This is a genomic window from Pseudomonas sp. Marseille-Q5115, from assembly GCF_916618905.1.
Lineage (GTDB): Bacteria > Pseudomonadota > Gammaproteobacteria > Pseudomonadales > Pseudomonadaceae > Aquipseudomonas > Aquipseudomonas japonica_A.
This window is the reverse complement of the sequence record NZ_CAKAKI010000001.1, coordinates 2835171-2860129: the sequence shown is the minus strand read 5'-3', so window position 1 is coordinate 2860129 and position 24959 is coordinate 2835171. Positions and strand designations below refer to the sequence as shown.

Sequence of the window (24959 nt, the reverse complement as noted above, 5' to 3'; positions counted from 1 at the left end):
CAAACCCTCCTCGAACAGGAGGGTTTGTGCCAAACGGCCCTATAAACGCCACAGCGGATCTGCCGCCATGGTCGCGCAGGCCCAATCGGTGAACGCGCGCACCCGCGCCGACAGCCGTCGCGCGCTGGGGTAAACCAGGCTCATGGGCATGCTTGCCAGGTGCCAATCGGGCAGTAGCTGTACGAGCTTGCCAGCCGCCAGCAGCGGGGCTGCTTCACATAACGGTACCCCGACAAAACCCAGGCCTGCCTCCGCCGCCGCCAGGTACGCGCCGCCGCTGTTGAAGCGCATGGCAGGCGTTTGTTCAATGAGCACGCTGTTGTCCCCGCAGCTCAAGCGCACCGGGTTCTGCCGACCCGTCGCGGGAAACACGAAGGCCAGGTAACGGTGCGCGGCAAGGTCGGCCGGGGTGTAGATGGCGGGCCTTGCATCCAGATAAGCCGGCGCCGCACAAAGCACGAACCGCATCTTGCCGATGGCACGGCACACCAGATCCGGATCGGTCACTACCCCACCGCGAATCGCGCAGTCGATACCTTCTTGAACCAGGTCCACTACCCGCTCGCTGCAGCCGATGTCCAGTTGAATGTCCGGGTACTCGGCAACGAATTCTGGAAGCGCCGGTATCACCAGAAAGCGCCCGACGGGGGAGGGCATGTCTACCCGCACTTTGCCCTGGGCCACGGTGCGGGTAAGCGACACGCTGGCTTCCAGCTCATCCATGTCCTCCAGCAATGCCCGTGCCCGCTCGAAGTAGGCGGCGCCATCAGTGGTAGGTGTCACGCGGCGCGTGGTGCGGTGCAGCAGTTTCACCCCAAGTTGCCGCTCCAGTGCCTGGATCTGCCCAGACAGCGTGGTCTTGGCTGTAGCCATGGCATCGGCGGCTCGGGTAAAGCTGCCCAGTTCTACGATTCGGCAAAACGCACGCATCGCCTTAAGTCGGTCGAAGGCCATGATTATCCGATTACTCGTCTAATGTTTCCGGTTTCGGCTGGTTTATCCGGGTCAGGCGCAAGCCTACAGTAGGTTCATGCCCGGCATCCAGCCGGTAATTACTGAGGAAACCGTCATGACCGAAGCACGCGTGAACTATGCCCAAGTTGCTCCCCATGCGTTCAAGGCGCTGCTGGGGCTTGAGAAAGCCATGGGCGAATCGTCTTTGGAAAAGTCCATGCACGAACTGGTGAAGATCCGCGCCTCGCAGCTCAATAACTGTGCCTACTGCATCGATATGCACACGGCTGACGCGATCAAGCTGGGTGAAACGCCAAGGCGCATTTTCGCGATCTCGGCGTGGCATGAAACATCGTTTTTCACGGAGCGCGAACGGGCTGCCTTGCTGTGGACCGAGACGCTGACCCTGCTGGCCGACCGTGGCGCCCCAGAGGCTGTTTACAATCAAGTGGCCGCCCAGTTCAACGAGCGCGAACTGTCTGACCTCACCTTCGCCATCGCCACCATCAATGCCTGGAACCGCTTCGGTGTGGGCTTTGCCATGCAACCGGGGGTGTGACCATGCGCGCCTCGATTGGATTGGCCGCATTAACCCTCGCCTTGTGCAGCGGCTTGGCGAATGCCCACGGCGGCGGTGCCGGCGATGAAACGGTAACACCGGTGGCCCAGGCGCAACTCCCGGCCACGGTGGGTTCTGATGCAAAAGCGCTGCGAGTGGCGTTCGCCCCGGGTGCTGCGTCGCGGCCGCACAGGCACCCTGGGCCGGTGTTCGTGGTAGTGGTCAGCGGCGCGGTAGAGTCTTCCCTGGACGATGGGCCGGTGCACACTTACAAGGCCGGGGACGCCTGGTACGAAGCGCCGGGGCAGGAACACCGGGTTACGCGCAACCCGAGCAAGACCGAGCCCGCAGTACTGGTGGCATGGCTGTTATCGGACGGCAAAGCGCCGTTGGTGCAGCCACTGCCAGTGCATCCGCATCCGTAGGCCAAATACCCGCGTGGTCCGGTTTGTTATCCAGAGGCTGTACCGGCCCCGCTAATGTTGTACAAACCCGTCCATTAGTCGTATGTGCCCTCACAGACAGAACTTCGTAGCGGTTTTTGTCATCCACAGCATAAGCTTGGGAGGGAAACCTGATGTGTAACGGCAATCTGCTTCTTTGGAATGAACGGTGGAAACTGCTGGGCGGGAACGCCATTTGCCGCGCGTGTGGGTCTGTTCAGCAGGAAAAGGATCGGGCCCAGCCGTTCCTTCACGCCAGCACGTGCAGGCGTGCAGCCGATGGCGCTCAGCCCTGGGATGTGCTTGATAGCGCTATAGCTGAAGCGCAAGGCGCCATGCCAGGTCAATTTTCCGCACAGGGTACCCGACACACACTGGCCAAGCGCACCGGCTAGCTACCGGGCCCGATCACGATGTACTCGTTACGCTGCATCACCCCGTTATGCGGGGCCTCAATCAGGTGCACATAGTGGCCGCCCACCTGGTCGATCGGTACGCAATCGTCAACGTCTACCACCGCATCGGTATGAGGCTGGTGCCAGTGTTTGAGCGCTTGTCGCTTGCCCTTGGCCTTTGCCTCTCGCGGGTTTTGCGCCACCACCAGTAAATAGTGGTGCGCTTCCCCGAACGCCTGGGCCTCGTAGCCGCCCAGGTTGATGAAATACAAACGCGGCGCCCCCGCAGCTGGCGCCAGCGGGCTGAGCTCCACTTTCCATTGCTCTATGCCATCCACCGCCATCCACGCGTCGATATGCAACCCTTTCGGGCCGCCAAACCATGCAGCCCGTAGTTGAGGGTAGATCGCTTCAAGTGAGTCGCCCACGGCGCAGGCGATGTCGTGGACCTCGATGCGGGCCCTGGGGTGTTTACCTCCAAGCAGCACAACGTACAGCATGGGTTGAATCCTTGACGCTTCCTAAAACTGGAAGGTAAGGCAAATGGGCGCGACCAGCCATCGCATTGTGGAAGGCGCTTCCTACAGACTGCACGGGCCCTTGTGGGAGCAAGCGGAGCCGAAGGCGTAGCTCGCGAATAGGGCGCGGCCTATGAATCCAGTGCCGGCCTTTCCCGGGCTACACCTGCGGCGCCGATCTACAGATCGCGGTTCGCAGGCATAGCCCGTGGGAAAGGCCGGGCTATCACGCCAGCAAGTGCGCCTGTTCAGCCTCGGGCGCTACGCCTACCAGGGTTACTTCCGTCTGCGGCGCGAACACCACGTTGGTTTCATCCAGCTGCTCCAGCCAGTTGCCTGCCAGGCCGATCTGGAACTTGTGGCCCTGGGCGTCGGCTTCGTCATCCTTGAGGTAGGTACGGTCCAGCGCCTTGTTGTACACCAGCTCCAGTGTGCCATCGGTCCCGTTGCCAAAACCGGTGTAGCCCAGGGCCGACAGGTCGATCTTGTCGCTGTACGCAACAAAGCCGCTGATCAGGTCCACGAAGCTTTGGCTGTCGGTGCGGTAGCTGTCGTCTGTGGAGATGTAGCGGAACACGTCGTCGTTTTCGTGGTTGTCGGTGCGCAGGTTGATGTCCGCCCGGTCGCCGCCATTCAACTGGTCGGCTCCCGCCCCGCCAACGATCACATCCGCGCCGGCGCCGCCGTTGATCCGGTCATTGCCAGCGCCGCCCTGAATGATCTCCGACAAGGCCGAGCCGGTGATCACGTCACCGCGCGCCGTGCCCTCGAGGGTAGGCGGGGTAAACACCAGGTTGGTGCTGTTCAACTGGCCCACCAGGTCGCCGTCCAGCGTGAGCTGGAAGCGTTGCCCGGAGGCGTCGGCATCGAAGCTTTTCAAGTAGGTGCGGGTGCCGTCAGCGCTGGCCTGCACGGCCAGGGTGCCGTTGTGCCCATCGCCTATGCCAGTGAAGCCCAAGCCGATCAGGTCGATGCGGTCATGGGTAACGTCGAAGTCCCGAATGCGGTCGCCGCCGTTCTGGCTGGCGGTGCGGTAGCTGTCACTGACGTCGGTGAAGCGGAAAATGTCCGCGCCGGCGCCACCCTGCAGAACATCATTGCCGCCATTGCCTTGCAGCACGTCATTCCCGGCCAGGCCACGGATGACTTCGGCGGCGTCGGTGCCGCGAAGGATTTCGTCGCCGGTATAGCCATTTACATGCAGCTTGCCGTCCGGGCTCCCGAAGCCGGTATCCACGCTGCCATCGCCGTTCAGGCGAATAACCGTGAAGTCTCCATGGCTCGTGCCCGCGGCCAGTATTTTGCCGTCGGCCTGGACGGTGAGGGAGGTCGCGTAATCCGCCTCGAAGGTAAAGGTGCCATTGGCGCCGAAGGTGTTATCCACCGAGCCGTCGGCGTTGAGGCGCAGCAGGCTGGCCTGGCCGTCGTTGCCGCTTTGGCCCAGCACAAGGATTTTGCCGTCCGGTTGCACGGCCACCACCGCGTCCTCGCCAAAGTCCAGCGCGGGATCGAGATTGAGTACGCCGTTGTCGCCGAAGGCGGTATCCAGCTTACCGTCGGCCGCATAGCGTTGCAGCGCGTACACGGGGTCACCAATGCCGGCGGCATTGTACGCGGCGCCCACTATCACGCCGCCGTCGGCCTGCAATGCGGTAGAGATGCCACCGTTGTAGTACTGATCCTCGGCAATGCCCACCACCAGCACGCCGTTGTCGCCGAAGGTATCCACCAGTGTACCGTTGCTGCCGATCTTGCTTACAGTGGCTTGATCGAAGCCCCGGGCACTGACTTGCAGCGTGCCGTCCGCGTTGGCGCTAATGTCGATGTCCTTGAAGCCATGGGCGATATCGACCACCACCGCACCATTGGTGCCAAAGGTTTTGTCAGGGGTGCCGTCGCTGTTCAAGCGCTCCACCCGCACGCTGTTATCGAGGGAAATCGCCACAACGACTTTGCCATCGGCTTGTACGGTAGTGACCTCGTAGCGGGAGTCCGGCGCTACAGCCGCGGGCACGATGTCCACGCCGCCTTCGTGGAAGCGGGTGTCCAGGCTACCGTCGGCGTTCAGGCGGATCACCGAGTGGTTCTGCTCGTAGCCGTAGCTTTCCTCTCCGGGCGCACCGGGGTAGCCCCACGCCAGGTAGTCGGTATAGCCCCCGACCAGTATCTTCCCGTCCGCCTGAACGGTAATGCTCTGGTTGTCATCGTACTGGCCGTTGAGGTCCACTTGAACGGTGCCTGGGCCGGTTCTCACGGTATGGGTATTCACCGAAGTGTCAGCGGTGGTCGCCATGGGGTTAATCCTTTAAATGTGTTGGATCCGTTACTTTAGAAGCGCATCGGATTTTTGCACGGTCGCCCATCGTTGGTGCGCTGGCGAGTCGACAAGCGGCATTTCAGTGCACGCCAAATCACGCTCGGGACCGAGAGGGTGCCAACCTTGGCGCTAGCGTTGCTTGATCAGTCACGGGCTGGTTTTGAGATACGCGTTCACCTTTCCGCTGTTTGGGTCCACGAACCAGTACTCACCATTATCCGTTTTCACCACACTGCACTCTTTCGGGTACTGCTTGGGCATCACGCAAACAACGCCTGACGACAGCGTCCACCGCTCGGTTTCAGGGGGGGTCGGCGGCATATGGAACACGTCGGTCCCATCCGCAGAAAAGGTGATGGTGTAGAGGTGGCCGCCTTTCTGCGTGGTGCCGTATAGCTTCTTCTCCATCAACGTGGAAAGAATCTGCTGGTCACTGAGCGTGACGGCGGAGGCAGGGACTGCGTGCGGAGCGGAAGTGGGCGAGGTTGCGCAGCCCGTCAGACATAACAACAACAGTGATGGACCGAACTTCGAAGAAGCCATATCACACCTTCCTTGTCGTTCCGGGAACGCCCCGGTGGATAAAGCTTAGGCGATACAGGCTGCGGCTTTGATACAGGTGCCCGGCGGTCTCGGTACACAGCCCATACGCACTCGCCAGCAAGGGCTAGACTTCAGTCGTTGCACATTCACCACACGCAGTACCGTGGTTTATCCGACCACCGCTAACAGCTTTCAGGTTCAGATGCCCGTGCCGACGGTGGCCTTCTTAATAGGAGGGTACGCAATGGACGAGGCAAAGCTGCATGAATTCATGGGCAAGGTGGTATCCGACATGGGCGCCGCCGCCATGTTGGCCAATGTGATCCTTGGAGACGAGCTGGGGCTGTACAAGGCCATGGCCGATAGCCAGCCCACTACCCCCGAAGCACTTTCCAACCTTACCGGCTGCAATGCCCGGCTGATCCGCGAATGGCTGAGCGCCAATGTGGCGTCGGGGTACGTGGAGCATAGCGACGGGATGTTTGTATTACCCGAAGCGCAGGCGCTGGCGCTCGCCATCGAGGATTCGCCCGTGTATGTGGCAGGGGGCATGCTGGTGGTGGCGTCGATGTTCCACGACAAGGACAAACTTGTGGCTGCCATGCGCGGTGATGGTGGGCTGCCTTGGGGCGATCACCACCCTTGCATGTTCAGCGGCACTGAACGGTTTTTCCGCCCTGGGTACAAGAATTACCTGGTACCTCAGTGGTTGCCTGCGCTGGAGGGCGTGGTGGACAAGCTCAATGCGGGTGCGCAGGTAGCTGACATCGGCTGTGGGCACGGAGCCTCGACCATCGTCATGGCCCAAGCCTTTCCAGCGTCGAGTTTCATGGGTTTCGATTACCATGCCCCTTCTATTGCGACCGCCACGGCGCGGGCTGAAGAGAGCGGGGTCGGCGACCGAGTCCGTTTTGCCCAAGGCACTGCCGCAGGCTTTCCTGGCAATGACTTCGACCTGGTGTGTTACTTCGATTGCCTGCACGACATGGGCGACCCCATTGGCGCGGCGCGGCAGGCCTACCAGGCGTTGAAAACCGACGGCACGGTGCTGCTCGTGGAGCCTTACGCCCATGACACGCTGGACGAAAACATTACGCCGGTAGGGCGTTTGTATTATGCGGCGTCCACGTTCATTTGCACGCCTAACTCGCTTTCGCAGGAGGTAGGGCTGGGCCTGGGCGCGCAAGCCGGGGAAGCCCGGTTGCGTGAAGTATTCCGCGCCGCCGGGTTCAGCCATTTCCGCCGGGCGGCGGAAACGCCGTTCAACCTTATTCTGGAGGCGCGCAAGTAGCTAGAACGGCATCACCCCTTTCAGTGCGGTCACCTGGTCGCTGAAATCGCCGCGCTGCTGCGCCTCGTGACTCACCGACACCTCGTTGCCATTGCGCCAGCGCGCGACCAGCCCCAGGCTACCGGTGACTTCCCACGGGTTACTGCCTGGAGACATGACCGTAAATCGTTCCCCCGGGGCAGCGGCGTAGGCTGCCGTGGTCGCCGAGGGCTGGTCGAGCAGATCGTAGCCCACCCCCAGGCCTAGCCGCAGATGGGCAAGGGGCGTGAGCGCATGCTCCATTGCCCCGTCCAGGCCGAGCACCAGTTGGTCGCTGTCGCGCTCATCCACGCGAAGCAACAGTGGCTGTAGCGCGGCAGTGCCTCGCTCGCGATAGGCGCCCTCATGCACGTGGTTGTAGTCCAGCCGCAGTGATGGCCGGAACTGCGTGGCTTCGCTTATTGCCAAGGTTTGACCCAGGCGTGCCCCAATAGTGGCGATCATCGCGTTGTAGTCGGCGCTGGCGGCGCCTGCGGTGCCCGCTATCGCAAAGTCGCGCTCGGTGCGCACGCGATTGTTACCGGCACCGGCATACACGTGCACGTCGGTGCGTTCATCCAGCGCATGGCTGCCGTAAGCCATGAACTGCCACAGGTCCAGGCTGCTGCCTTGGGCGCTCGCTGCCTGCGCGGTGGCCTCACCCTGTGCATAGGCGAACGCAAAGCCCACATGGTTGCCGTTGGCCATCCGGGTGTCCGTGCCGATGACAGTGCCCTGCGCCTGTTCGCTCTGGCCACCGCTCACGCTGCTGAAATTGAACGGTTCGGCCCAGAAGGGCGCAAGGGTCTGGCCGCCGAGCGCGCCGGGTGCGAAGCCGGCAAGCCGCTGGTCAACCAGCCGGTTGATCGATGCCAGGGCGCTCTGGCTGGCGCGCAGGGCATGGTTACCTGTCGGCAGGCTGGCGGCCAGCGCAGCGGCGACTTCACGGTTGTCGGTTGCCGTGGCGAACAACGGCGTGAGCGCGCTGTTGCTGCCCTTGGCCAGTTGGGCGTCCACCACCGCTGCCGCCGCGATCGTATCGCCCAGGCCCGCAGCCTGCACAGCGGCTTGCACGCCACGATTGGAGCGGGCAACGGGCAACAGGTCCACGGTGTTGCCATCTTTCACCGCCGAGAAACCAAACAGCGCCGAGTTGCTGGTCACCGCGAACGTGCCATCCGACACCAGCGTGCCGGCGCTCAGTACATCCTGCAGGCGGGACAGGCTCAAGGGTTGGCTGGCCTGCGCCACGTCTACCTCGATCCGCGCCTGAGCGGGCAGGGTAGCGGTGCCGGTTACCGCCAGCTGGCCATAGTGCGTGGCGTCGAGCACTTCGGTGCGCAACACCCCATCTGCGGCCTGGCTGAAGTTTCCAACGATGGTGGCTGGGGCTGCGGCGTTATCCACCGGGGCAGCCAGCACCAGGGTGCCTTGGTTTGTGAGCGAGCGTACCGCCATCACATCGTTAGCGATAAACCTGTAGCTGGCGCCCGGGTTCACGAAGAACGGCACGGTGGGGGCTTGGACCCGCCCATCGAACCGCGCATGGTTGCCAGCGATCTGAACCGAGCCTACCTGGGCAGCTTCGCTTATTTCCAGGGAGGTCTCGCTCCCGCTGAAGTCGGCGTAGCGGCTGATGGTACCGCTGTTGATGAGCGTACCGATCCTGGCGTCGTCGCTGATAAATAGCCCACCGGACAGGCCGGAAATCGTTCCGGTGTTGACCACCACGGGGGCCTGTGCAGAAAGGGTGGCACCGGTCGAGAAATCCCCTCCGCCGGTAATCGAACCGCTGTTATAGAGGCCGCCACGGATATTGCCTGAAATGCCGAACGGCCGTGCTTCGCCCGATAAAATGCCGGTGTTGACCAGGCGGCCCTCGATATCCGCGCCGATTCCCGTGCCCGACTCGGCGGTAATGGTCCCGGTGTTGATCACGTCACCGCTGATATGGCTGTCGCGGATATACGCGAAGTCCCCGCCGTCGATCACCCCGGTATTGATGAAGTTGCCCTTGATGGTCACGTTGGTCAAAGCGAAGGTACTGGTGACCTCACCGCTGTTAATGAAGTCGTGGCCGATCGTTGTGTTGTACACGCCTACGGCGGAACCGGCGAAGATCGTCCCGCTGTTATGAAACGAGCCGTCAACCGTGCTGTTACCGATGATCAGTCCATAGTAATAACCGTCGATAGCGCCGCTGTTCTTGATGCTGCCTTTCACCCGGCTACCGTCGATAACCAACGCCGAATAGCCCGAGTCGTTCACTACTTCAATCGTGCCGGCGTTATTGATGTCTCCATTGACGGTGCTGTTCTCGATCGTCACGGCGGGGAGGTCCACGCCGGGGCCACCCGACAACGACAGGCTGCCTACATTGGCCAGGGCACCTATGGTGCTGTTCCGGATATGCACCGCCGCTTCTGTACCGGTCACTTGGCCCGTGCGTGCGTTGAACACCGTGCCGGCCAGGCGGGCATTGTTCCCCAGCAAGCCGGTTTGGCCGGATATCACGCCACTATTGAGCAGCTGCCGGGCAGTGGTGCCTTCATTGACCATCACGGCCGGGCCGCCAGGTACGTTGAGCTCCCCGCCGGTTTGCAGCTGCAGCTGTTCGCCGCCATCCAGCACGCAGGCCGCTTGGCTCGTGCCCGCGAGCACGGTAGTACGGCTAGTGCAGGCATCTGCCAGCGCGCCCTCCATCGGCAGGCCAAGTGCTGCAAGCATCACTGCAAGGCTTAACCTGCACAGCGGTGGGTGGGGGTTGAGGCTGCCGGGTGACACGGCCGACTGCAAACGCTGGCCAGGGTAGAGGCGATCCATGAGAGTACCCTGAGCGAGAGGTGTAAGTTCTGGGTATAGCCAGCGTGTGCCGGAAGTCAACGCCGACAGACCACGCGGCACCTCAAAGGTACTATCGACTTCGATGATTTACGCCAGTGACGTGTTCAATTTCTCCGGATCGGCCCGGCGCGGTTTACTGAACCCACAGCCAAACCACACCGTTCTTACTCCAGAGGAATTGAATCATGAAAAAGACTTTCGCCATCGCCGCCCTTGCCGCAGTCGTTACCACCGGTGCCTTCGCTCAGGACGGATCGGACCGTAGTGTCACCAGTAATCTTCCCGTGGAGACTTACCAGTACGGGATGAAGCTGGATGTTCAGAAGGTGATCTCGGAAACCGATGTGAGCAACAAAAGCGGAGTTGTCCCAGTGATCATGGTGTACCAGGACAGCCACGGCCAAGTGCATAAAGTGCAGTTCCTGCAGCGGGGCGGTTACGACGATAACGCCAATGGGTAAACCCAAGCGCTCCGCACAGCCCACGCAGCACCCCCAAAGCCCCGACTTGTTCGGGGCTTTTGCATTGCGCTGTAGTCCCCGGCTGGGTTGGCACAAGCTTGTACAAAACTGAAGGGACGTATGGTTTTCGTCTCTGCGGCACCCCCTCCCGCCTGAAACGATTCTGGATCCGAATACCTAGGCTCTATCGGCCTTATAGCGAAGGTTGAATAGCCGTCGCCCCGCCGGGTTGCTAGCATAATGCCACTGGTCGGAATTGTACAAATGTGCTTATGTGTACAGCTTTTCGGCCGATGGCTATCTGTCATCTCCCTCCCGCTCCGTATAGGTCCGCACATGCTCTTCAATAAGCAGAACAAAGCTGAACTGGCTGCCCTTCGTGATGAATTGGCAACCGTTGAACAGATTCGAGCCGGCCTTGATCAGGACATGATTGTCATGCGCCTGAACGCCGCCGGGCGGGTAGAGCATGTGAACGCCAACTTCGAGCGGGAGATGTTGCACCTTAATAGTGAGCTGCAGGGCCGGCTGCTGTCGGAGCTGGTACCCGAGGATGTACGCCAGGACAATTTCCATCGTCGCGTGTGGGCTGCCTTGCAGCAGGGCGGAAACTTCAGCGGTGCCATGCGCCTGCTGCGCAAGGATGGCCGCGAAGCCTGGCTGCGAATACTCCTGCACCCAATTCGTACGGCGGAGGGCAAACTCAGTTCGTTTGTGATCTATGCCAGCGACCTCACCCGCACCATTGAAACCTCCCGTGAGCAGGAGGGCATGATCAAGGCATTGCAGCGCTCCACGGCAGTGATCGAATTCGATCTTCAGGGGCACGTGCTGGTTGCCAACGATCGTTTTCTGCAGGCCATGGGTTTTCGCCTGGAACAGATCAAGGGCAAGCACCACCGGCAATTTTGCACCCCCGAGGAAGCCGCTTCGCAAGAGTACGCGGCGTTCTGGGAGCGGCTGCGCAAGGGTGAGTTCGTGGCCAGCCGGTTCAAGCGCATCGACGCCGGCGGCCGTACGGTATGGCTGGAGGCTTCGTATAACCCGGTGTTCGATGCCAGCAACCGGCTGGTGAAGGTGGTGAAGTTCGCCACTGTGATCACCGATCAGGTCAAGCAGGAAATGGCCGTGGCCGAGGCCGCCACCATCGCCTATTCCACCTCGGTGCAAACCGATACCACCGCTCAGCGCGGCGCGGAAGTGGTACAGCAAACGGTATCCGTGATGCGCGGGCTCGCCCGCCATATGCAGGATGCCGCCGAGGGAATCGAAGCGCTCGACCAGCAAAGCCAGATCATCACGACCATCATCAAGACCATCAGCAGCATTGCCGAGCAAACCAACCTGCTGGCCTTGAACGCCGCCATCGAAGCCGCTCGGGCGGGCGAGCAGGGCAGGGGCTTTGCCGTAGTGGCCGATGAAGTGCGCCAGCTGGCCTCGCGTACCACCACGGCCACCGCGGAGATCGCCGGCGTGGTTCAGCAAAACCAGCGCCTGGCCTCCGAAGCGGTAACGGTGATCGGCACTGGCCGCAAGCAAGCAGAGGATGGCCTGGAGCTGGCCAGCCAGGCGGGCTCGGTGATCGTGGAAATCCAGGATGGCGCGCAGAAAGTGGTCAGTGCCGTGGAGCAGTTCGCCACCCGCCTGGGCCGCTGAGGCCTAGACTCTCCGTGGGCGGCGCATCTCGTGTCGCCACTGCCGGGAGCGCAACGTGATGAACGTTCAGCCCTACCTGTTCTTTGCTGGCACGTGCCAGCAAGCCATGGATTTCTACTGCGAAACACTGGGTGCCGAGGTGCAATTCAAGATGACCTTCGCCGAAGCGCCAGAACCTTCGGCCGGCTCCGACTGCCCCGCCGCGCCACCCGACGGCATCATGCACGCCAACCTGTTGATTGGCGCCAGTCAGCTTATGATGAGCGACGACCCCAGCGCCGACCAGAGGGCCCATTCGGGCTACGCGCTTTCCCTTGTGAGCGAAAACCTGGAGCAGGGCAAAGCCTGGTTCGATGGCCTGAGCGATGGCGGCAGCGTGCGCGTGCCCTTCGGCGAAACCTTCTGGGCCCAAGGCTTCGGCATGCTCACCGACCGCTTCGGCGTGCCGTGGATGGTCAACGTGGAGAAGAAGGCCTAGCGGTTTTCCACAGATTGAGCTGACCGCACCTGTGGGAGCTGGGGGGCCGGCCATCCGGCGTCTGGCCCGGGAATGGACACGCCGCTCCAGCCCTTCAGCCTTCTGGAAATCACCAGCAATCGATTGCCTGCGCCCTCGGTAGAAGCCACACACTGGCCCTGTTCATCCCAGAATGCGCTTCGTCCGGCTGCGGCCCAGCCTGCTGTCGGCCCGCCATGGTTGGTCATGAGCACGGCCATTCCATGCTGCTGCGCATACCCTTGCAGGATCGCGCTGTCGTGGGGATAACCCGGCTCCCCAATAAGTACGCTGCTCGCATACACATCGGCGCCTCTACTGGCTGCGTTGGACGCGTGCGCAGGCTGGGCAAAGTCAGCGCATACAGACAAGGCAATGGACACGCCCGAAATGGATAACAGCTCGCCGCCATTTCCCGCAGAGAAGAACTGCTCCTCTCCGGCGTGCAAATACTGCTTGGTATAAGCGCTGATCGCTCCATCGGCGTGAAGAACACAAGCCGCAATGTGCGGCTTGGCCTGCCCAGATACACGCAGCGGCAGGCCGACGATTGTGGTCATGCCCACCCGCTGCGCGAACGCTTGCAACGGTTCGAGAAGTGGACTAGCCAGAGGTTGAGCCAGGGCGCTGGCGGTTGAAGGCTCATAGCCGGTGAGAGACAGCTCGGGGAACAGCAGCAGCCCTACGCCCAGTTCGGCCGCGCGCTGCATGAACTGCAAGTGCAGCGCTACATTGCCCTTGAGGTCCCCATCGCGGATCGCGCATTGGGCGGCGGCTAGAACAGGTATCGACATCACGAGCTCCGCAAAAGCCGTCGATGCTAGCGTGACGGCGTTTGGGTTGCCACGTTTGCGCTTCGCCCAACCTGGCTCAGCCCAACTTCACATTCATGGTGATGTTCGCGGTAAACACCTTTACATCGCTTTCGTCGAATATCGCCACCGGCACTACCTTATCCCCCGCAGTGCTCCAGTCGATACCTGCACCATCCGCCACGGCGCGCACCTGGCTTTTCGCCTTGGCCAGGTATTCGACTGTCATCCCCTTGGGAATCCACTTCGCCCCGGCAGGTACGGAGGCGTCGGTCATCATGCCGCCTGCCAGCTCGGCGGCATTGCATAGCGCGATGGCGTGAACGGACGCCAGGTGGTTGGTGACTTCCTTGCGAAAGGGCACGGTGACCACCGCATGCCCAGGCTTGAGTTCGGAAATCTCCGGCGCGATGGTGCTGAAGTACGGCGCCATCTGGCAAACCATGTGGGTAAAGGCCGAAGGGCCGACGCTGTTGAACATGCTGAGGGCTTGGCTCATGAGGTTACCTTTGTTGTTTTTTACAGAATAGTATTCGGTTACAGAACATTATTCTGCTGGCGGGATACTGTCAAGGCGCTTCCAGCGAGCGGGGTGTAGCCTTTACCATCAGCTTTTTTGGCGATAACCCATGGATTCCACAGATCTGCTCGACCGCGTGTTCCCCGGAAGGCGCGGTGAACTCAAGCGCGCCATCCTTCGTCAGGCATTGCAGTGCTTCAACGCGTCCGGCATCGAGGCCACTACCATCGAGAATGTGCGGGCAGCGTGCGGCGCCAGTGTTGGCGCGATCTACCACCACTTTCAGAGCAAGGAAGGGCTGGTGGCGGCATTGTTTTACGCGGCGCTGGATGATCAGGAACGGCTGCGCGAGCAATACCTGAGCGAAGCCGATTCGGCCGAAGCCGGCGTACTGGCATTGGTGCACAGCTATGTGGATTGGGTAGACGAACAGCCCGAATGGGCGCGGTTCGTATTGCAGGCGCGGGCTGCAGTGTCTACAGGCCCGTTCAAGGACGAGTTGGTTGCGCGTAACAGGCAACGCAACAAGAAGCTGATGGTGTGGATGGGCGAGCATGGCGGCGTAGAGCACTTCGCCCACATCCCCGCTGAGCTACTGCCGTCGCTGATCATTGGCCAGGCGGAAAGCTATTCCCGTGCGTGGCTGTCCAAACGCGTGGACAAAAGCCCCAGGCACTACCGGGACCTGCTCGGTAGTGCTGCATGGAACTCCATCAAGCCGCAGTAAGGAGGCGTGACAGGCTCAGGGCCTTGATGCTGCCTCAACCTGCCCGCCGTAGGCGCTGTCAGGCTCGTCCAGCTCATCCATTTGCCGGTGGGCGGTTTCTCGAAGCGCCAGGGTACAGATCGCGACCAGCGCCATCGCCGCCGCGCCGTACAGGGCTACATAAACCGGTTGATGGCCGCTGAGGATCAGGATTGCGGTTGCTGCGCTTGACGCTGTACCGCCCCCCAGGGCCGCACCCAGCTGATAGCTGGCCGAGATGGCAGAGTAGCGCATTGCCTGCGGGAACTGCTCGGCCAGGAACGCCGGGATCGGCCCTTGTGTCGCGCCCATGAACAGGCCCACGAGGAGGTAGGCTACCAGCGCCACCCCCAGGTAGTGCGTGCCCAGGAGCGGGAAGAATACGAACAGCCCCACGGCCATGATCGCCGCGCCGAAGATCATTACCGGGCGGCGGCCGTGGCGGTCGGAAAGATGGCCAAAGAAGGGTGCGGACAACACGATGGCAATGGACAACGCGAAGTCAAATAGCAAAGCCTGGCTGCTGGTGTAGCCAATGTCGGTGGCATACGCCAGGAAGAAGGTACTGATGTATGCCACTGTGATGTAGCCAAAGGCGATCCCGGTACACAGCATCAGCTCGCGTGGCCGCTGGCGCAGCGCTCCCAGCAGCGGTAGCCGGGTAGTGGGTTGACGGCGGACGATGGGCGGCGCGTGCTGGAGGCGCGCATACAGGCCGACCAGCACCAGCACACCACCGAGCCAGAACGGAATGCGCCAGGCGATACCGCTGAGGTTGTCGTCAAAGGCCACGCTGAGCAGCGCAAACACTGCGGAACCCAGTATGCCGCCGATACCGATGCCCATACTGGTGAAGCTGCCCCACAACCCCCGCCGGCCACGCGGTGCGGCTTCGATACCGAACAACGCCGCACCACCCCATTCGCCACCGGCCGCAAAGCCTTGCACCAATCGTAGCACTACCAGCAGTATCGGTGCCGCCGCGCCTAGTGTTGCGTAGGTGGGAAGAAAGCCAATAAGCAGGGTACTCAGGCCCATCAGCAAGAGGGTGATCACCAAGGCCTTCTGCCGCCCATGGCGATCCCCCATGTGACCGAACACCACGCCGCCCAGCGGACGGGCCAGGAACCCTGCGCCAAAGGCAGCGAACGCGACGAACACTGCAGTGAGGCGATCCAGGTCAGGAAAGAACAGCTTCGGAAACACCAGCGCGGCGGCGTAGCCGTAGATCACGAAGTCATAGAACTCCAACGCCGTGCCCATGCCCGATACCGCAAACGTCTTCAACGCAGCGCGCCAACCGGGCTGTACAGCAGAATAATTGTTCATCAGGTTTTGCTCTTGTTTTTGTGGCGATGAAGGTGAGTGACCGCTGCCTTTGAACAGCTGCGGTCAGAGTGGACGACAGCTAAAAACGTCGCGGCGCGTTGCGAGCCAAAGCGGTCGGCGTACCGGCGACGTACTCCAGGTTGCAGCCCGCAGTGTCCAGGCCGATGGTAAGCAAGGTTTCCCAACGCTCGGTGGCCGGTTGCGACGGGTCCGGGTGGAAGCACACCACCGCCTGGTCGCCCTCGCTGCCACAGAAGGCGTCGGCCCGTTCAGCCAGTGCCTCCCTTGCCATGTCTGGGACCACAGCGGTCAAGTGATCGTGGCGCGCATATGTGGTGGACACATCTGCGGTGCGCTCACCCCGGGCCAGGGCCGGGTCGAGGAAATGATTGGTGTGCAGCACCCAACCGTCACTACGAGGCGGCACTACGGCCATGCCGGCAGGGCTCATTTCAATGCTTGCGGCGCGAAGCTCGGCGGGGTGGTGACTGAATACAGTCAGTACGGTGGACGCGCTCACGCGGGCTGAACCGATCAGGTCGATGGCGTGCTCCACGGTGGTGGCTTCCTCCAGCACCCGCCGGGCCACGGCATGTACGGGCACCCCGCCCTGGGCGTTATCGCTTGCATGGTGGAGGATATTAAAGTGCACACCCAAGCCCGCGCTGTTGACGCCGATCTTGCCCAGCATGCCGAACTCGGTGAACAGCTTGACGGTGAGGCCGCTGCGAGCGCGCAGTTGCAACATCAAGCCATCGGGCACCAGGCTGTCATGCCAGTCCCAGGTTTGAATACTCAATGGCACGGCGGCGTTGGCCGGCGCATAAACTGCCGTGGAGCATTCGCCTTCCACAGGCCGCGCGGGCATCACTGCGAGGATCTCGGTGCGGCTGTTGAGCGCGGCCAGCTGCCATAACGGCACCCCGGCCCCTACCGCCATACCTTCGATTTCTCTCGCGAGCGCAGGGCACCAGGCTGCCAGGGCGACCAGGCTGGCCTCGGCGATTTGCCGGACTTGCCCGGCTGCGATGCCCACCTGTGGGAAGAATTCCATATAGAGCGCTACCGTGCGGCCAATCTGGGTGCCCCACCGGGCACCCAGTTGGCGGCCCCGCTCGTAGGGTTCATGGGTATCGCTGACGAAGGAATGGATAATCATGGAAGGGTCCTTGAGGGGTCTATCAGGGCTTGCTTGCTGGCGGCTGGCGGTACACTTCGCGCCCGGCGAACCAGGTCGCCAATACCTGGGTGTCGCGCAGGGCCTCGGGCGGCGCGCTGAACACGTCCCTGTCGAGCAGCACCATGTCGGCCTGTTTGCCCGGCGCCAGTGAGCCGATGCTGTGTTCCAGGCGAATCATCCGCGCGGCGTTGAGGGTGTAGGCCTGGAACATCACCTGCCGATCGACCGCCTCGTCGGCATTGAGCACGCCCTTGGGGCCCTTGCGGGTAAGGGCCTGATAGATTGCTTTCCAGGGGTTGGGCGTGGTGATCGGCCAATCGCTGGCCCCGGCCAACGTAGCGCCGTGCGCAAGCAGGGAATGGGCAGGGTAGGTGTACTTGAACACCTGTTCGTCCACATAGGGCTTCACCAGGTCGATGCTCGACTCATCCGCGCTGGCCCAGTACAGCTGCATGGAAGCGATCACGTTCAACTGCTTGAAGCGCTCGAAATCCATGGGGTTCACCATCTGCAAGTGTGTGATGGAATGCGGTATGCCGCTGTTGCGATCCTTGCGCGCCTGCGCCACCCCATTGAGGGCTTCGTGTACGGCGCGGTCGCCGATGGCGTGCACGTGCACCAGCCAGCCCCGCGCGTCGGCAGCGCTCACGAGTTCGCCGAAGTGTCCCGGATCGATCAACAGCTCGCCGGATGCGTGGGAATTGGTGTAGGGCTCGAGCATGGCGGCGCTCTGTGCCGGCACTTCGGCCACGCCGTCCGCGAACACCTTGATGCCCGGGAGGGTGAGGTTCGGCACACCGAGGAACTGCTGTCGCACCTGGTCCAGCGCGTCCAGGTCCTTGGGGGTGGCCCTGGAATCGGCCATCAGCAGTGCAGCCACGTGGGCCGAGAGGTCGCCTTTCTCGGCCACGGCCTTGTAGATCGGCAGCACGCCCGTGGCGGCGTTTGTGATATCCGCGCCCGGGATCTCGTTGGCGAGGGGGTCCAGCCAGGCGGTAATGCCCAGGCTGTTGTAATAGCGCAAGGCGGCATACGCCCCTCGGGTAAGCGTCTCGGTAGAGGGCCTCGGCAGCAGGGCTTGCACAGGGTACAGGCCGCTGTCTACCAGAAAGCCATTGGGGGTGCCGTCGGGGTGACGGCCGAGGGTTGCGTTCTCTTCACCCTGAAGTGAGGCGACTTTGGCGGCGTCTACCCCGGCTGCGGCAAGCATGGCCTGGTTGGCCCAGCCAGTGTGCAGGTCCCAGCCTAGTAGCAGTATTGGCTGTTCGGCCCATTGGCCGCGATTGAACGTGTTTTCGAGCGCAGCGATGTCACCCCAGTAGGTAGAGGGCAACCCGCCGATGCTCAGGTAAGCGCCACGTTGTGCCTTGCCATTGGCGCGCCATCCCTGCAGGCGGTTCTCCAACTCGGCAACAGGCACCCACTCGCCATCCAGATTGGCCTGCAGCATCTGCAAGCCGCCTTTCACGGTGTGGCTATGGGAGTCGATAAACCCGGGCATCAGCACTTTGCCGTGCAGGTCCAACACGCGGGTATGGGCCGCTTTCAGGCGCAACACCTGGTTATCGCTGCCCACCGCTACCACCTTGCCGTTTTCGATGGCAACCGCCTGTTGCAGCGCTTGTCCTGGCTCTGCCGTGTATACCCTGCCGCTGTGCAGAATCAGATCCGCCGCCGCTATACTTTCCCCTGAGGAAACAAGCCAGGCCATGGACACCAGTGCTGGAATCAGTATTTTCATTGCGGCGCCTCGGTTGTGTGCCAGTGCACGCAGCTTAAGCAAAGCTTGAGGCAACCAGAACGCAGACTTCCCGCACATCTTTTGTGCCTGCCAGGAACAAGTACATGGACAAGATGACTGCCATCACCATGTTCGTCGCCACCGCCGACCACGGTGGTTTCAGCCGAGCAGCTGAACATCTGAACAAAACCCCATCAGCCATCACCAAGGGGGTGGCACAGCTGGAAGCGGAATTGGGCGCGCGATTATTCGAGCGTACTACCCGGCGGATGACGCTCACTGAAGCCGGGCACATCTACCTGGCCGGCGCGCGGCAGGCAGTGCTGCATCTGCAAATGGCAGGCGCGGAGGTGGAGCAATTGCAGACAGACCTGCGCGGCACACTGCGCATCGCCGCCCCACCTTCGTTTGGCCCAGCCTTCCTGGAGGAGGTGTGTCGTGCCTTCCTGAACGAGTATCCGCAAGTTCGCTTGGAGGTGGACCTGCAGGATGAATTCGCCGACCTGGTGGAAGGGGGCTACGACGTCGCACTGCGGGATGGGCCCACCGACTTGCCCGGGGTGATCGCCCAACCGCTGCTGGAAAATCACCTGATGCTTTGCGCCAGCCCAGCGTACCTGGAGCGCAAGCAGCAGGGTGTGACGTTGGAAAATTACGCCGAACATGATTGGTTGATTTTTCGTCATCCCTTGCTGAACCGGAACTTCTGGTGGGTCACCCGGGATGGCGAACGCCTCCGGCTCAAGCAACCGGTGCCGCGCGTGGCTAGTAACAATTATGACTTTCTTCTAGGTTGCCTGCTGGCGGGGCAGGGCGTGCAATTCCTGCCGCAATGGAGCGCCTTGCCGTACCTGGCGCGCGGCCAACTGATAGAGCAGTTACCGGAATGCTGGCGGGACCCCAGCGCGTTTGGGGCAACGGTTCATGTTTTGTACCTGCCTCACCGGCGGCACACGCGTAAGGTAAAGGTATTCATCGACGTTTTGAAACGGCACCTCCATCAGCAGGGGCTGGTTTGAGTACACCCCTTAAGCAGCCGTCGGCCACCTATCGATTAAACCGAACGCCCCCTTCGCTATTTCGTATTTGTAGTTAGCCGCCCCGCTTACTAGGCTGCAACCCATCATAAACACGCTCTGGACCTGGGCGCATCGCGCCAGGTGTGCACGGGGCGCCAGGCATTCATTTTTATAAAAAAACAACCGGGCCCGCTATTAGCGCGGCTTGGCCCAACACCGGATGATCCTGCCGCCCCCTTCGGAGCAAACCTATGAGCACGCCGCATAACCCCGCGTTGGCTGGTGCCGACAGTGATGCAGAACAGCTGAAAAAGCTGGGCTACACCTCTAACTTCAACCGCAGCATGAGCCTGTGGCAGAACTTTGCGCTGGGCTTCACGTATCTGTCGCCAGTAGTGGGTGTGTATACCCTCTTCGGTTTATGCCTGGCCGCCGGCGGGCCGCCGATGTTCTGGGCGTACTTGCTGGTAGGGTTCGGCCAATTGCTGGTGTGCCTGATTTTCGGCGAAGTGGTGTCGCAATTCCCAATCTCGGGCGGGGTTTACCCCTGGGCCCGCCGTTTGGTGGGCAAGCGCTGGGCGTGGATGGTGGGGTGGGTGTATGCCATCGCGCTGTGCGTGACCATCGCCGCCGTAGCGGTAGGGGCAGGGCCATACCTGGCCGTGATGCTAGGGTTCGAGCCGAACAACGCCACCAACATCTGCATCGCCCTGGTGCTAACCCTGCTCGCTACGCTGGTGAACCTCAGTGGCACCCGCATCCTCGCCCGTATCGCCATGTTTGGGTTTCTCTGCGAGCTGATCGGTGCGCTGGTCGTAGGCATTTACTTGCTGATCTTCGAACGGCACCAGCCCTTCAGTGTGCTGTTCAGTACCTTCGACATCCGCGTGGACGGCTCCTACCTTCCAGCGTTCCTCACGGCGTCGCTGGCGGGGATGTTCCTGTATTACGGTTTCGAAGCCTGCGGCGATGTGGCCGAGGAAACCCCCAACCCCAGCAAGCGCATCCCCGTGGCCATGCGCATGACCATCTACATCGGCGGCATATCCGCCATGTTCGCCTGCCTGGCGTTAATCCTTGCCGTGCCGGACATGGCCGCTGTGATCAACGGTACCGACAAGGACCCGGTCACCACCGTATTGAACAATGCCTTCGGCAGCGTAGGCGCCCGTGTGGTCATGGCCGTGGTAATGGTGTCGTTCGTGTCCTGCGTGATCAGCCTTCAAGCCGCAGCCAGCCGTTTGCTTTATGCCTATGCCCGGGACGAGATGGTGATCGGCAGCGCGGTACTCAAACGCCTGTCGGCCAGCACCCAGGTGCCGGTGAATGCCTTGTTCGTGGCGGCGGCGCTGCCCGCGTTGATCATCGTGGCCGGGTTCTTCCTGCAGGATGCGGTGGCGACCATCGTGAGCTTTGCGGCCATTGGTATTTACCTGGCCTTCCAGATGATCGTGCTGGGGGCGCTGTATGCGCGGGCCCGCGGCTGGCAACCCAGTGGGCAGTTCAGGCTGGGTAAATGGGGGATGGTGGTGAACGTAGGCGCACTGGTGTATGGCGTGGCGGCGATCATCAACATGGCTTGGCCGCGTACCCCGGATGCGCCCTGGTACGTGAATTACGCCATGGTGGTGAGTACCGCGCTGGTGATCGGCCTGGGGCTGCTGTACATGTGGCTGGCCAAGCCTTACGACACCGGCACCGCCCCAGCGGGCGATGCCTGGACCATCGGCCGATAGCCCATAGGCGTAAGCGTCAGGGCTGCCCCATCAGCATCAGGTCGAGGTTCTGCACCGCAGCCCCTGCCGCGCCCTTGCCCAGGTTGTCGAACACCGCCGCCAACAGCACTTGGCCCTGAGCATCATTGCCGAACACGTGCAAGCGCACGCCATCGGTACCGTTCAACGCTTCCGGGTCCAACTGGCTCACCTGGGAGGAGGGCGCGGCCACCTGCACATGGGCAGCGCCCTGGTAGGCCTGCTCCAGGCATTGTTGCAAACGCTCTGTGGTGACCCCGGCAGGTAGCAGGCGGAACATCAGCGGAATGGTCAGCACAATGCCCTGGCGGTAATTGCCATAACCCGGCACGAAAAACGGCCGCGTGCCCAGCCCTGCCCATTGTTGTATTTCCGGAACGTGCTTGTGCTCCAGCGACAGCCCATAAACGCGCACACCGGATTCCTCGCCGGCCTCATGCCGCTCGACCGTAGCGCGCCCAGCGCCCGAATAGCCGGAGATAGCATGGATCGCCATTGGATAGTCCGCCGGTACCAGCCCTGCCTGGAGCAGCGGCCGCAGCAGCGCAATGGCACCGGTGGGGTAACAGCCCGGGTTGCTCACGCGAGAGGCATGGGCGATGCGCTCGGCCTGGTCGGCGCTCAGTTCCGGAAGGCCGTACACCCAGTCGGGATGTACCCGGTGCGCCGAGCTGGCATCGATCACCCGCACGGCCGGGTTATGAATGCTGGCCACGGCCTCACGAGCAGCGTCGTCAGGCAGGCAGAGCACGGCGATGTCGGCGCTGTTGATCGCTTCGGCACGCTGCGCGGGGTCCTTGCGCAGCGCTTCGGGTAGCGTCAGCAACTCGATGTCCTGGCGCCCGCCCAGGCGTGCATGGATCTGCAATCCGGTGGTGCCTTGGTCACCGTCGATGAACACAACTGGCTTGGACATGGTGTTACTCACTATGGGTAAAAAGGATGCCGCTATCGTCAGCGCTACTGCAGCAAAAGAAAATTTGAATATACTGCAGCGCTCATTCAAGAAACCTGAACAATGCGCGAACTCAGCCTCGACCGCCTCCGTACCCTCGTAGCCATTGCCGACCACGGAAGCTTTGCCGCCGCTGCGCGTTGGCTCAACCTGGCGCCACCTACCGTTACCTTTCACATCGCCGAGCTGGAAGCCCGCATTGGCGCGCCATTGCTTACCCGCAAGCGTGGCCAGGTTCATCCCACCGCCATTGGCGACAGCCTCCTGGGCCGGGCGCGGCGGCTGCTGGCCGAGGCCGACCAGTTGATCGAGGACATCCAGGGGGAAGTGAAAGGGGTCACGGGCCGGGTGCGGCTGGGCGCGTCTACTGGTGCGCTGGCGTACCTGCTGCCTGAAGCACTGGCCAGGCTGCGGCTGGAACACCCAGGCGTGGACGTACAGGTGGAAGTGCTGACCTCTGGTGAATCCCTTGCGCGGCTGCGCACTGGCACCTTGGACATTGGCCTGGTGGCGCTGCCCCAACCGATCCCGGCGGGTGTGGCGGTGAAGCCTTGGCGCAGCGACCCGATCATGGCGTTCGTGCCGTCGGCCTGGCAGGCGCCCGATCCGGTGGACGCCCGGTGGCTGGCGGAGCGTGCGCTGATCCTCAATGACCCCGGCACGCAGCTGGCGCGGGTGACCAATGAATGGTTTGCAGCGGCAGGTCATGCGCCGCGCGCGCGAATCCAGCTCAACTACAACGATGCCATCAAAAGCCTGGTTGCCGCGGGTTACGGGGCCGCGCTGCTGCCCCACGAAGGTGGCTCGCCCTTGCTCGATACCCGCATCGACGTGCGTACGGTGCAGCCGCCCTTATGGCGGCCCCTGGGTATCGCGCACCGGGCAGGGGCCGTTGAGCGCGCGACCGAGCATGTGCTGGGCGCGCTCGCGGCCATTGGCGAACAGTAGGGAAGGCGGCCGCTACACCAGCCACATCCACAGCAGGGAGGCGCCGATCAAGCCCACCACCGACACGATGGTCTGCAGCACCGACCACACCCACAGGGTTTGCTTGAGCTGCAGCCCGAAGTATTCACGGACCATCCAGAAGCCGGCGTCGTTGACGTGGCAGAAGAACACCGAGCCCGCGCCGATGGTCAGCGCCACCAGCGCGCTTTGGGTGGGCGCAAGGCCGGCCATCAGCGGGGCGAGGATGCCCGCTGTGGTGGTGGTCGCCACGGTGGCGGAACCGGTGGCCTGGCGCAGCGCCACGGCGATCAGCCACGCCAACAGCAGGTAGGGCATGTGGGCGCCTTCGGCCACTTTGCTGATGGTCTGGCTCACGCCCGCATCGAGCAGGGTTTGCTTCAGCCCGCCGCCGGCGCCGATGGTCAGCAACAGCACGGCAATGGGCGCCAGGCTTTTGCGCAGGGTGTTGCCTACCTGCTCGCGGGCCATGCCATTGGCCCAGCCCAGCAATACCACGGCCGCCAGCACCGCCAGGGCCAGCGCCACCAGCGGTTCGCCGACGAACTTCAACGCAAGGGCCAGTGAGCTCTCGGCCGGCAGCGCGATCTTCGCCAGGGTGCTGCCCAGCATCAGCACAACGGGCAACAGAATAATCCCCAGCGACACGCCGAACCCAGGCTGCCGCGCGGCGGTGGGACGGGCGCTGAACACGTCGCCCAGTTCGGCGGGAATCTCCAGTGGCATGCGGCGCGACAGCCACAAGCCATACAGCGGCCCGGCGAGGATCACTGCCGGCACCGCCAGGGTAAAGCCGAGCAACATGGTCAGGCCCAGGTCGGCATGCAGGGCACTTACGGCGATCAGCGGGCCGGGGTGCGGAGGCATCAGGGCATGCAAAGTAGTCATGCCTGCCAGCGCGGGAATAGCTATTTTCAGCAGTGGCTGGCCGGATTGGCGTGCCATCACGAAGATGATCGGCACCATCATCACCAGGCCTACCTCGAAGAACAGCGGCAGCCCGATGATCATCGCCACCAGTGCCATTACCCACGGCAGCGCGCGCCCCTTGCCCAGTTGCAGCAAGGTGCTGGCGATCCGGTCAGCCGCCCCGGATTCGGCCATCAGCGCCCCCAGCATGGCGCCCAGCGCAATGATGATGCCCGCCTCGCCAAGGATGCTCCCGGCGCCTTTGCTGAACGCCTTGGCCACCTCTTCCGGCGCCAGGCCAGCGCCAATGCCAGCGATAAAGGTACCAACCAGAATGGATAGGAACGGTGGGAGACGGGTAGCGCTGATCAGCACCACGATGCTGGCGATGGCGAGCACGCAGCAGAAGATCAGGCGGCTGTCATGGGCCAGCCAGGCCACGTGGTTCAACTCCACGGAGGTACTCCTTTGTTATTGGTGTGAATACCGCTGCAACAGGCGTTGCAAAACCCACCGAGACTAACGGAGCCAACC

General features: G+C 62.4%; 22 protein-coding genes and 1 pseudogene. 11 read left to right on the top strand and 12 right to left on the bottom strand.

Annotated features, from left to right (window positions below):
• Nucleotides 1-39 precede the first annotated feature (39 nt).
• Nucleotides 40-954 (bottom strand): LysR family transcriptional regulator, encoded by a 915-nt coding sequence (locus LG385_RS13165; protein WP_225774659.1) that lies wholly within the window; start codon nucleotides 952-954, stop codon nucleotides 40-42.
• Nucleotides 955-1069: 115 nt separating this feature from the next.
• Between LG385_RS13165 and LG385_RS13160 the strand changes: the two genes are divergently transcribed.
• Nucleotides 1070-1513 carry a carboxymuconolactone decarboxylase family protein gene (locus tag LG385_RS13160; protein WP_225774658.1) on the top strand — a complete coding sequence of 148 codons (444 nt, stop codon included), beginning with the start codon at nucleotides 1070-1072 and terminating at the stop codon, nucleotides 1511-1513.
• 2 nt (nucleotides 1514-1515) lie between these two features.
• Nucleotides 1516-1938 (top strand): cupin domain-containing protein, encoded by a 423-nt coding sequence (locus LG385_RS13155; RefSeq protein ID WP_225774657.1) that lies wholly within the window; start codon nucleotides 1516-1518, stop codon nucleotides 1936-1938.
• Between the two features lie 409 nt (nucleotides 1939-2347).
• On the opposite strand, the gene LG385_RS13150 is transcribed toward LG385_RS13155, so the two are convergent.
• The 3 genes from LG385_RS13150 to LG385_RS13140 all read right to left on the bottom strand — a co-directional run bounded on the left by LG385_RS13150 (nucleotide 2348) and on the right by LG385_RS13140 (nucleotide 5729).
• A complete protein-coding gene (locus LG385_RS13150; RefSeq protein ID WP_225774656.1) occupies nucleotides 2348-2851 on the bottom strand; it encodes a DUF1543 domain-containing protein in 504 nt (167 codons plus the stop codon).
• Between the two features lie 244 nt (nucleotides 2852-3095).
• Nucleotides 3096-5162: a calcium-binding protein gene (locus LG385_RS13145; RefSeq protein ID WP_225774655.1), complete on the bottom strand. Its 2067-nt coding sequence runs from the start codon at nucleotides 5160-5162 to the stop codon at nucleotides 3096-3098.
• 171 nt (nucleotides 5163-5333) lie between these two features.
• Nucleotides 5334-5729, bottom strand: coding sequence for a hypothetical protein (locus LG385_RS13140; RefSeq protein WP_225774654.1), 396 nt, complete (start codon nucleotides 5727-5729; stop codon nucleotides 5334-5336).
• Between the two features lie 244 nt (nucleotides 5730-5973).
• On the opposite strand from LG385_RS13140, the gene LG385_RS13135 reads away from it, so the two are divergent.
• Nucleotides 5974-7020, top strand: a complete 1047-nt coding sequence (locus LG385_RS13135; protein WP_225774653.1) for a class I SAM-dependent methyltransferase — start codon at nucleotides 5974-5976, stop codon at nucleotides 7018-7020.
• On the opposite strand, the gene LG385_RS13130 is transcribed toward LG385_RS13135, so the two are convergent.
• Entirely contained in the window at nucleotides 7021-9861 is a 2841-nt protein-coding gene (locus tag LG385_RS13130) for an autotransporter outer membrane beta-barrel domain-containing protein (RefSeq protein WP_225774652.1), read from the bottom strand.
• 206 nt (nucleotides 9862-10067) lie between these two features.
• On the opposite strand from LG385_RS13130, the gene LG385_RS13125 reads away from it, so the two are divergent.
• The 4 genes and pseudogenes from LG385_RS13125 (at nucleotide 10068) to yjdN (ending at nucleotide 12477) form a co-directional block, all read left to right on the top strand.
• Nucleotides 10068-10343: a DUF2790 domain-containing protein gene (locus LG385_RS13125; protein WP_225774651.1), complete on the top strand. Its 276-nt coding sequence runs from the start codon at nucleotides 10068-10070 to the stop codon at nucleotides 10341-10343.
• Between the two features lie 240 nt (nucleotides 10344-10583).
• Nucleotides 10584-11453 (top strand): annotated as a pseudogene (locus LG385_RS25760) (PAS domain-containing protein); the annotation flags it as partial.
• A 12-nt stretch (nucleotides 11454-11465) separates the two neighbouring features.
• Nucleotides 11466-11999 carry a methyl-accepting chemotaxis protein gene (locus tag LG385_RS25755; protein WP_413247380.1) on the top strand — a complete coding sequence of 178 codons (534 nt, stop codon included), beginning with the start codon at nucleotides 11466-11468 and terminating at the stop codon, nucleotides 11997-11999.
• Nucleotides 12000-12057: 58 nt separating this feature from the next.
• Nucleotides 12058-12477, top strand: coding sequence for a VOC family metalloprotein YjdN (gene yjdN / locus LG385_RS13115; protein WP_225774649.1), 420 nt, complete (start codon nucleotides 12058-12060; stop codon nucleotides 12475-12477).
• Here yjdN and LG385_RS13110 read toward each other — a convergent pair.
• Both LG385_RS13110 and LG385_RS13105 read right to left on the bottom strand, forming a co-directional pair.
• Entirely contained in the window at nucleotides 12474-13289 is an 816-nt protein-coding gene (locus LG385_RS13110; RefSeq protein WP_225774648.1) for a carbon-nitrogen hydrolase family protein, read from the bottom strand. The genes yjdN and LG385_RS13110 overlap by 4 nt on opposite strands.
• Before the next feature lie 76 nt (nucleotides 13290-13365).
• A complete protein-coding gene (locus tag LG385_RS13105; RefSeq protein ID WP_225774647.1) occupies nucleotides 13366-13806 on the bottom strand; it encodes a hotdog fold domain-containing protein in 441 nt (146 codons plus the stop codon).
• A gap of 130 nt (nucleotides 13807-13936) precedes the next feature.
• Between LG385_RS13105 and LG385_RS13100 the strand changes: the two genes are divergently transcribed.
• Nucleotides 13937-14554, top strand: a complete 618-nt coding sequence (locus LG385_RS13100; protein WP_225774646.1) for a TetR/AcrR family transcriptional regulator — start codon at nucleotides 13937-13939, stop codon at nucleotides 14552-14554.
• Nucleotides 14555-14569: 15 nt separating this feature from the next.
• Here LG385_RS13100 and LG385_RS13095 read toward each other — a convergent pair whose 3' ends face one another.
• From LG385_RS13095 to LG385_RS13085, 3 genes are all read right to left on the bottom strand, one after another.
• Entirely contained in the window at nucleotides 14570-15901 is a 1332-nt protein-coding gene (locus tag LG385_RS13095; protein ID WP_225774645.1) for an MFS transporter, read from the bottom strand.
• 79 nt (nucleotides 15902-15980) lie between these two features.
• Nucleotides 15981-17060 carry a C45 family autoproteolytic acyltransferase/hydolase gene (locus LG385_RS13090; protein WP_225774644.1) on the bottom strand — a complete coding sequence of 360 codons (1080 nt, stop codon included), beginning with the start codon at nucleotides 17058-17060 and terminating at the stop codon, nucleotides 15981-15983.
• Nucleotides 17061-17082: 22 nt separating this feature from the next.
• Nucleotides 17083-18822 (bottom strand): amidohydrolase, encoded by a 1740-nt coding sequence (locus LG385_RS13085; RefSeq protein ID WP_225774643.1) that lies wholly within the window; start codon nucleotides 18820-18822, stop codon nucleotides 17083-17085.
• 104 nt (nucleotides 18823-18926) lie between these two features.
• Here LG385_RS13085 and LG385_RS13080 point away from each other — a divergent pair, with 104 nt between their 5' ends.
• Together LG385_RS13080 and LG385_RS13075 are read left to right on the top strand one after the other, a co-directional pair.
• A complete protein-coding gene (locus LG385_RS13080; protein ID WP_225774642.1) occupies nucleotides 18927-19841 on the top strand; it encodes a LysR family transcriptional regulator in 915 nt (304 codons plus the stop codon).
• A gap of 251 nt (nucleotides 19842-20092) precedes the next feature.
• Complete coding sequence (locus LG385_RS13075) at nucleotides 20093-21577, top strand: APC family permease (RefSeq protein WP_225774641.1); 1485 nt, start codon at nucleotides 20093-20095, stop codon at nucleotides 21575-21577.
• A gap of 16 nt (nucleotides 21578-21593) precedes the next feature.
• Here LG385_RS13075 and argC read toward each other — a convergent pair whose 3' ends face one another.
• Nucleotides 21594-22511 (bottom strand): N-acetyl-gamma-glutamyl-phosphate reductase, encoded by a 918-nt coding sequence (gene argC / locus LG385_RS13070; protein WP_225774640.1) that lies wholly within the window; start codon nucleotides 22509-22511, stop codon nucleotides 21594-21596.
• Between the two features lie 102 nt (nucleotides 22512-22613).
• Between argC and LG385_RS13065 the strand changes: the two genes are divergently transcribed.
• Nucleotides 22614-23498 (top strand): LysR family transcriptional regulator, encoded by an 885-nt coding sequence (locus tag LG385_RS13065; RefSeq protein WP_225774639.1) that lies wholly within the window; start codon nucleotides 22614-22616, stop codon nucleotides 23496-23498.
• A 12-nt stretch (nucleotides 23499-23510) separates the two neighbouring features.
• Here LG385_RS13065 and LG385_RS13060 read toward each other — a convergent pair whose 3' ends face one another.
• The gene (locus tag LG385_RS13060) at nucleotides 23511-24881 is read right to left on the bottom strand and encodes a gluconate:H+ symporter (protein WP_225774638.1); all 1371 of its coding nucleotides are present in this window, start codon (nucleotides 24879-24881) and stop codon (nucleotides 23511-23513) included.
• Nucleotides 24882-24959: the final 78 nt, after the last annotated feature.

What these genes read in the sequence shown, in the direction of transcription:
- LG385_RS13095 (WP_225774645.1), bottom strand. Translation starts at nt 15,901, where the DNA reads ATGAACAATTATTCTGCTGTACAGCCCGGTTGGCGCGCTGCGTTGAAG.
- LG385_RS13135 (WP_225774653.1), top strand. Translation starts at nt 5,974, where the DNA reads ATGGACGAGGCAAAGCTGCATGAATTCATGGGCAAGGTGGTATCCGAC.
- LG385_RS13160 (WP_225774658.1), top strand. Translation starts at nt 1,070, where the DNA reads ATGACCGAAGCACGCGTGAACTATGCCCAAGTTGCTCCCCATGCGTTC.
- argC (WP_225774640.1), bottom strand. Translation starts at nt 22,511, where the DNA reads ATGTCCAAGCCAGTTGTGTTCATCGACGGTGACCAAGGCACCACCGGA.
- LG385_RS13080 (WP_225774642.1), top strand. Translation starts at nt 18,927, where the DNA reads ATGGACAAGATGACTGCCATCACCATGTTCGTCGCCACCGCCGACCAC.
- LG385_RS13130 (WP_225774652.1), bottom strand. Translation starts at nt 9,861, where the DNA reads ATGGATCGCCTCTACCCTGGCCAGCGTTTGCAGTCGGCCGTGTCACCC.
- LG385_RS13125 (WP_225774651.1), top strand. Translation starts at nt 10,068, where the DNA reads ATGAAAAAGACTTTCGCCATCGCCGCCCTTGCCGCAGTCGTTACCACC.
- LG385_RS13075 (WP_225774641.1), top strand. Translation starts at nt 20,093, where the DNA reads ATGAGCACGCCGCATAACCCCGCGTTGGCTGGTGCCGACAGTGATGCA.
- LG385_RS13085 (WP_225774643.1), bottom strand. Translation starts at nt 18,822, where the DNA reads ATGAAAATACTGATTCCAGCACTGGTGTCCATGGCCTGGCTTGTTTCC.
- LG385_RS13145 (WP_225774655.1), bottom strand. Translation starts at nt 5,162, where the DNA reads ATGGCGACCACCGCTGACACTTCGGTGAATACCCATACCGTGAGAACC.
- LG385_RS13150 (WP_225774656.1), bottom strand. Translation starts at nt 2,851, where the DNA reads ATGCTGTACGTTGTGCTGCTTGGAGGTAAACACCCCAGGGCCCGCATC.
- LG385_RS13105 (WP_225774647.1), bottom strand. Translation starts at nt 13,806, where the DNA reads ATGAGCCAAGCCCTCAGCATGTTCAACAGCGTCGGCCCTTCGGCCTTT.
- LG385_RS13100 (WP_225774646.1), top strand. Translation starts at nt 13,937, where the DNA reads ATGGATTCCACAGATCTGCTCGACCGCGTGTTCCCCGGAAGGCGCGGT.
- yjdN (WP_225774649.1), top strand. Translation starts at nt 12,058, where the DNA reads ATGAACGTTCAGCCCTACCTGTTCTTTGCTGGCACGTGCCAGCAAGCC.
- LG385_RS13065 (WP_225774639.1), top strand. Translation starts at nt 22,614, where the DNA reads ATGCGCGAACTCAGCCTCGACCGCCTCCGTACCCTCGTAGCCATTGCC.
- LG385_RS13090 (WP_225774644.1), bottom strand. Translation starts at nt 17,060, where the DNA reads ATGATTATCCATTCCTTCGTCAGCGATACCCATGAACCCTACGAGCGG.
- LG385_RS13140 (WP_225774654.1), bottom strand. Translation starts at nt 5,729, where the DNA reads ATGGCTTCTTCGAAGTTCGGTCCATCACTGTTGTTGTTATGTCTGACG.
- LG385_RS13110 (WP_225774648.1), bottom strand. Translation starts at nt 13,289, where the DNA reads ATGTCGATACCTGTTCTAGCCGCCGCCCAATGCGCGATCCGCGATGGG.
- LG385_RS13155 (WP_225774657.1), top strand. Translation starts at nt 1,516, where the DNA reads ATGCGCGCCTCGATTGGATTGGCCGCATTAACCCTCGCCTTGTGCAGC.
- LG385_RS13165 (WP_225774659.1), bottom strand. Translation starts at nt 954, where the DNA reads ATGGCCTTCGACCGACTTAAGGCGATGCGTGCGTTTTGCCGAATCGTA.
- LG385_RS25755 (WP_413247380.1), top strand. Translation starts at nt 11,466, where the DNA reads ATGGCCGTGGCCGAGGCCGCCACCATCGCCTATTCCACCTCGGTGCAA.